General features: G+C 43.5%; 3 protein-coding genes. 2 read left to right on the top strand and 1 reads right to left on the bottom strand.

Annotated elements, in window-relative coordinates; all coding sequences use genetic code 11:
* Together GX089_08225 and GX089_08220 are read left to right on the top strand one after the other, a co-directional pair.
* On the top strand, positions 1–919 hold a 919-nt coding region (locus GX089_08225; protein NLP02465.1), incomplete at its 5' end, for a glutamate dehydrogenase.
* 573 nt (positions 920–1,492) lie between these two features.
* Positions 1,493–2,113, top strand: a complete 621-nt coding sequence (locus tag GX089_08220; protein ID NLP02464.1) for an ankyrin repeat domain-containing protein — start codon at positions 1,493–1,495, stop codon at positions 2,111–2,113.
* A gap of 128 nt (positions 2,114–2,241) precedes the next feature.
* Here GX089_08220 and GX089_08215 read toward each other — a convergent pair whose 3' ends face one another.
* Positions 2,242–3,177: a DUF1848 domain-containing protein gene (locus tag GX089_08215; protein ID NLP02463.1), complete on the bottom strand. Its 936-nt coding sequence runs from the start codon at positions 3,175–3,177 to the stop codon at positions 2,242–2,244.
* Between the last annotated feature and the right edge of the window lie 303 nt (positions 3,178–3,480).

Genomic DNA, 3,480 nt, shown 5'->3' with positions numbered 1-3,480 from the left:
GGTGATGCGTTTCTGTCAGGCGTTCATGACTGAACTGAGCCGTCATGTTGGTGCAGATACAGATGTTCCGGCAGGAGACATTGGAACCGGTGCACGTGAAATCGGGTCTATGTTTGGTCAATACAAAAGACTCAGAAATGAGTTTACAGGAGTGCTTACAGGGAAAGGACTTAACTGGGGTGGAAGCCTGATCAGGCCGGAAGCGACTGGTTATGGCCTTGTATACTTCTGTGATGAAATGCTTAAGACCAGAAATGAAAGTTTCAAAGGAAAAATTGTCACTGTTTCCGGTTCCGGGAATGTAGCTCAGTTCGCAACCGAGAAAGCTACTCAGATGGGTGCAAAGGTTGTTTCACTTTCCGATTCAAACGGTACCATCTACGATCCTGATGGGATAGACGAGGAAAAACTGGCATTTGTTAAGGAACTCAAGAACATAAAGCGCGGGCGCATAAAGGAATATGCAGATAAATACAACTGCACATACCTCGAAGGAAAACGCCCCTGGGGGATCAAGTGTGATATTGCTCTTCCCTGTGCAACTCAGAATGAGATAGAGAAGAGCGAGGCAGAAGAGCTGGTTAAAAACGGTTGTATCTGTGTTGGTGAAGGTGCCAATATGCCCAGCACATCTGATGCAGTAGAGGTTTTCCTGGAAAAGAAAATTCTATATGCTCCCGGAAAGGCCTCCAATGCCGGTGGTGTTGCCTGCAGCGGTCTTGAGATGACTCAGAACAGCATGCGCCTGAGCTGGAACCGCGAGGAAGTGGATTCAAAGTTGCAGGGAATCATGAAGGCGATTCATGAGCAGTGTGTCAGGTACGGCAAGGATGGTGATTTCATCAATTACGTCAATGGCGCCAATATCGGAGGGTTTGTCAAGGTAGCGGATGCTATGATTGATCAGGGTATTATCTAATGAAAAAAGCCCCGCTTTTGCGGGGCTTTTTTTCATATTGAAGCAGCTTTTGCCTGCTTTGCTTTTTTCTTCTCTTTTTTCTCTTTGACTGTCAGCTTCGGTTTGTTGTTTTTGGTAACACCCTTGTCTTTGTTTTTTGCCATACATCCTCCTTTACCGCTGATTAATCTTTAATTGATTGCTCTGGTTTTAATATGGGACAGGATTTTTATCCTTTTATTCTAACACCGATTGTGATCTTGATTCCCTGATTATTTGATTTTTCATGATTCTAAGAAGAAAATTTTTGTTATTATTAGTATCTGAGTATAAAATGCCTGAAGTACAGATAATTCAGATATTAACGTTAAAAAATTATAGTTTTTTCTTCGGAAAGTCAAGAATAATCGGCAATGTACTTGTCAATAAGGTGCAACCGGGTACGATTGAAAATTTTCTTGCCTTTCCGGTTAATCTGGAAGTATAATTGCGTGGCTATTGTTAAAAAATTTTATTTTTCAGGATTGTTTCAACTTAAAAACGGACAACAAACTTAAACTTTCAACTCATAATAATATGCAATAAGGAGGGCTTATGAGTCTGATCCGCTCCAGCGCCAAGGGGGACCTGGTCTCTGTGAAAAAGCTGGTCAATGAGGGAACAGATATTAATGCTACCGATGCAAATGGAAGGACTGCCTTGATCGAAGCTGCCTGGGGAGGGCACAATGAGTTAGTCAAATTTCTGATCGAAAAGAAGGCTGATGTAAATACAGCCGATAACTCCGGCTACACAGCACTGATGCGTGCGGCAGAAGAGGGCTACAATACAGTTGTTACAAATCTGATAAAAGCCGGGGCAGACGTGAACTGCAAGGGAAAGGTAAGGGGAGCAACCCCACTTATGCTTGCCGCTGAAAGAGGACATGTTAAAATTCTTGAAGTTTTAATCGCAAACGGGGCTAATGTGAATGATATAGATCTGTACGAAGAAACTGCCCTGACCAAGGCTTACAATGCAGATCAGATAAAAGCCGCACATTTCCTGGAGTCAAAAGGCGGAAGAGGGAAACCTGAGCGTCCTTCGTATGCCTCCTCATACGGGGAAAAAGAGAGCAAAACCTCAATAAAAGTCAGTATGCCTCAATGGACTGCCGCAGCTTATGAATCAGATTATGATGAAGAAGACACTTCTGAGAGTTTCGAAGAAGATTGATATCTTTTAAGGATACAGCAGAGGATGGTTGGCCTTCTGCCAACCATCCCTCCATAACTATGTTTTAACTCCGCCATAAATAGAGAATACAGGAACGGATCTTCCACCTCTCTCCCCTGCTCCCAAACTTATAAAGAATCCCCGAATTCCTGCCGTGATTTGTACTGCTCAAGCACTTTTCCTGGATAACTGTTTGCGTAGCAATAGGTACAGAGATGAGGGCATGTGTTGTAACGTCCGATATCTTTGCTCACGATACAACCACAGAGGTCTCTCTGCCCGGGATCTTTAAATTTTTTCCTGATGACAGTCTCTTTACCAAAAAGATTGGTGCTTTTTTCCAGCCCCAGGAAATCTCCAAGTATCGGGTCATCACCGAAAAGATCTCCTATCAGTATCGGATCGATACAACTTCCATGCCCGATCCCGAACCTGCTCAGGTCTGTTTTTTCAGCACAAGAGAGCATATTCAGACCCCATTCTGCATTTTTCTTTAACAGATAGCCCCCCATGTAATTGATATCTTCGGGGCTGAATTGACGCACTTTTATACCGGCAATACGAAAGTTTCTGTCTACACTTGCGTAAAGGGACAGAAAACTAAGAGTCAGCCGCTCCGTGTAAGCACAAATCTCATCTCCGATTTTCCCGATTCTTTCACACAAGATCTCCGGGGAGATTCTATCGGATAAAATCAGGGGATCAAAGCGCCACATAACCTTTCTCTTCCCTGCCCTCTCCGAGAGCTTCCTGAAAGTTTTTATCCGGTTTTCCAGAGGAGGGACCCTTTTTTCAAGGGATTCCTTTTCATAATCGTTCAGTGTGACCTGAAAGAGGTAACAAATTCCCCTGCGGTCAAGTTCATCGAGTAATGGGATTATCGGTGATGGATCCTTTGACCAGAAAACAATAAGGCGTACCTTTTCAAATGATACGAAAGTCGATTTTCCGTTAAACGGATTGATCCATCGCACATAACCTCTTTTCAGCCGATCCATGAACCATTGAGCATAAAACGCCGGAATATCTGTAGAACGGCTTGCTGAGATGATAAGAGGGGCCAGTGCCTCGACCTGCTGATGATCGGAAGTGATTATTTTTACCCGTTCCCAGCCCTTAAAAGACATATTTTTCCTTTCAGGAAAACAGAGTTTAAGTTTATTACGGACCAGATGCTCATATCGGGGCATTTCCACGGAACCCACTGTCGATGCCGTTTTCAAAGCAATCCAGAGTACTCGTAATCAATCCCTGTGTCGCTGATTTCAAATTATATGATGAGTGGATGCATCCAGCAGGTCTCTACCTTCTTCTAGATATTTTAAGCCGGAACAACATAGAAACATACTATTTCGACTGTCTTGCCG

The organism is Fibrobacter sp., assembly GCA_012523595.1.
In the GTDB taxonomy this organism is placed as follows: Bacteria; Fibrobacterota; Chitinivibrionia; order Chitinivibrionales; family Chitinispirillaceae; genus JAAYIG01.
This window is presented reverse-complemented; position numbering and strand designations above follow the sequence as displayed.

Coding starts and splice junctions, on each gene's coding strand:
- GX089_08220 (NLP02464.1), top strand. CDS start 1,493: ATGAGTCTGATCCGCTCCAGCGCCAAGGGGGACCTGGTCTCTGTGAAA.